Annotated in this window: 4 protein-coding genes; all 4 read right to left on the bottom strand. The window is 55.0% G+C overall.

Translation table 11 applies throughout. The features are described 5' to 3' along the window. Positions 1 to 197: 197 nt before the first annotated feature. The 4 genes from AC0MRV_RS20830 to AC0MRV_RS20815 all read right to left on the bottom strand — a co-directional run bounded on the left by AC0MRV_RS20830 (position 198) and on the right by AC0MRV_RS20815 (position 2,539). Positions 198 to 737 carry a hypothetical protein gene (locus AC0MRV_RS20830; protein ID WP_472766454.1) on the bottom strand — a complete coding sequence of 180 codons (540 nt, stop codon included), beginning with the start codon at positions 735 to 737 and terminating at the stop codon, positions 198 to 200. 371 nt (positions 738 to 1,108) lie between these two features. Beyond that, positions 1,109 to 1,573, bottom strand: coding sequence for a hypothetical protein (locus AC0MRV_RS20825; protein WP_472766453.1), 465 nt, complete (start codon positions 1,571 to 1,573; stop codon positions 1,109 to 1,111). A 35-nt stretch (positions 1,574 to 1,608) separates the two neighbouring features. Then, entirely contained in the window at positions 1,609 to 2,124 is a 516-nt protein-coding gene (locus tag AC0MRV_RS20820; RefSeq protein ID WP_472766452.1) for a hypothetical protein, read from the bottom strand. Positions 2,125 to 2,173: 49 nt separating this feature from the next. Further along, on the bottom strand, positions 2,174 to 2,539 hold the full coding sequence (locus tag AC0MRV_RS20815; RefSeq protein ID WP_472766451.1) for a DUF805 domain-containing protein: 366 nt from the start codon (positions 2,537 to 2,539) through the stop codon (positions 2,174 to 2,176). Between the last annotated feature and the right edge of the window lie 145 nt (positions 2,540 to 2,684).

The following is a 2,684-nucleotide window of genomic DNA, read 5'->3' as shown; positions in this document are numbered from 1 at the left end:
GACATGCGATTCCCTCGGCAGTGACATGATAGCGGATCGTTCGCAGGCGGCTCTCGCGGCAGATTGCTTCCGGCTCTCCGCCGTCTGCGTCACGCACTTCCTCCGGAATATTCATTGTCTAACGTTTCAAGTGAGCCGCGAGTCACAGCGCGGAGCGCTGTGGCTCGTTGGCTCGACTGGCTGGTTCGGTAATTTCTTCATTCGTGAATTCCGAGTTGGAAATCGACGTGAATCTTCGTCGCGGGATCGGATAAAAAGAACCAGCGCCCGTCTTCCTTCACGAACGTGACCTCACGAACGCTCGTCGTGGACATCTTCTTTCCGCCAGCGCTGCGAGTCGCATCGACGTGCTCGGCGACTGCTACCGTGGCGTGATCTCCCGTGATCGAAGTCTCCGCTGAAGGATAGCTCCACTCAGCAGAGATGCCCGGAGCAAACGCGGTGATCTTGGACACGAATGCCACGTAGCAATCTAGAATCTCGTCATCACTCAGCGCCGCGACGGACTCGGCTGAATCAACTTTCTCGGGGGCGAATGAAAACTCAGCCCCGAGACGATTCACCATCAGCGTGCGAATCTTCCTGATGAGGTCGGGGTGAGTGTGCTCATGAAACGCGGAAGCATCGCCTTTCCGATATCCCGCTGAAATGGCAGTCGCGCGATTCGAAAGCTCGGCGTCCTCCGATTGGGCAAACGCGGAGACCGTAAACAGGAGAATAAGTATCGCGCGCTTCATCTTCTACCGAACGATTGAACTCAGCCGCGGCGGGCGAAGCCCGACGTTGGCTGCGGTGGATGGATGGGCCTATTTCTTTTTTCCGTCCTCAATTAGAATCGAATTTCTTGCCTAGTCTTTTTCGCGAGAAAGAGGAAAAGCGCAGTCGCCAACGCAAATGCTCCGGCACCCCAGAACTCTCGACCGATGGCGGCAAGAACGACGTTTATCGCGAACATTGCCCCCGCAAAAAGAAACAAAAGCCAGATGCCCAATGTGAGCCAAGGAGACGGATAATGTGACCTGCGTTTGCCCATCGTTTGAAGTGAGACGCGGAGGTCAGTGCGGAGCACTGACCGGAGTTGTCTCCACTGGTTGGTTGGGCTGTTTTCTCATGACCGATTTTCTATCGCAACTCGCGCGCGCAATGTGTGCTCAAAAACACCGCCGATTCGGCCCTCATGCTCGAAATCAAACCGAACGTGAACCTCTGCCGACAAGCTACCATCGACGGCGCTAAATGAGAGCCAAAGTGTATCGATCGGATTGTGTGCTCCGAACAGAAATACCGACTCTTCCGACTCATCGATGTCGAGGGACGCTCGATCAAAGCGCTTCCCACTGAGGGCCGCATGGTCGTAGCGCGAGAGCTTCAGACCAAGATGGATCTCCGGCCTCACTGGTCTCTCTTCCTCGAATCCGAGATTGATGTCCGGAAGCAGGAGCTCCTGGCACTGAAGCCGTGCACCGAAGACTTTCCGCTGTCTCAGCAATCCTGACGTTCGAGTGCAAAGATACAGCGTGTCGCCCATCAGACGTTCACGAGGAAATCTCCAAACTGCTTCGTCACGCACCATGGTGGTTGCCCAACGTCTAAAGTGAGGCACGGAGGTCAGTGCGGAGCACTAACCGGAGTTGTCTCCACTGGCTTGTTAGTCTCTTTGGTCATCTCCGATATCAGAAAGTAGTAGTTCCCGGAGACTACGGGAATGCCATCTCGGGGGGGGAGGTCACTGTAGTGAATCGAGATATAGCCACATGGCACTTCCGAGGGAGAAACGATGAAGGTAATGATGGTCGCACCGGAATCCTCATTTCTGACGACTTTCGACCAGCGCTTGGCGTCCCGCACTCCAACCCTGAGTCCTTCGCTGCTAGTGAAACTCTCATCTAGCGCACGGTCGTAAACCACCAGATCCGCGCCTCGATACTTACCGGGACCGGTCATCGGATTCACGGTAACGCGAATGCGAAGATCGTGAGCAGTCTCGGGTGCCGGAAGCCTCTCGATGGTGACCCCCATCGCCTTAAACTCCTCGGAGGTCAGGACTTTCGAATCTACGTAGACCATTGCACACAGCGAATGAACTGCGGCGAAGGCGAAAAGAAGTGCGACGGGGGCTTTCACTCCACAGGTAAACGATCGAAAGCAGGAATACTTAGACTAACGATTTAACTCAGCCGCGCGGGTCTTTGGCCCGCGTTGGCTGCGGTGGCTGGATCGGCCCTTTCTCGTCTTCGGCGCGGATGCTGCTCGGAAACAAGAGCGCGATCCAAAGGCACAGATTCAGAAACGGCACGAAAGAGATTATCGCTATCAAAGGCGACCAACCGCAGTCCCGGCAGCGAGGCCGAACGATATACATGAACCAAAATATCAGGGCAGCGACGGAAACTAAGAGTAGGGACAGTGATGGAACGTAATCTTCCTCTTCAACCCTCGCCATTTCGAGCGAAACGGGGGCAGCGAGAAGAATGAAGATGACCATGCGAATGAGATACGCGACGCGGCCGATCTTCTTCGGGAAAAACAGTGCGATCATGTTAGATCTTCCGCCGATCGTCTAAGCTGAGACAGGCCGACTTGTCGGCCTTGTCTCCGGCGATTGGTTAGCCTCTTTCTTGGTTTCGGGAGGCATGGATGTGCTCTTTCGTGATCTCGATGAACTCACGAACATGAACTTCGGA

The sequence above is a fragment of the Actomonas spartinae genome, assembly GCF_051209155.1.
Classification (GTDB): Bacteria; Verrucomicrobiota; Verrucomicrobiia; order Opitutales; family Opitutaceae; genus Actomonas.
The sequence above is the reverse complement of the archived record's forward strand: the minus strand, read 5'-3'. Positions and strand labels throughout refer to the sequence as shown.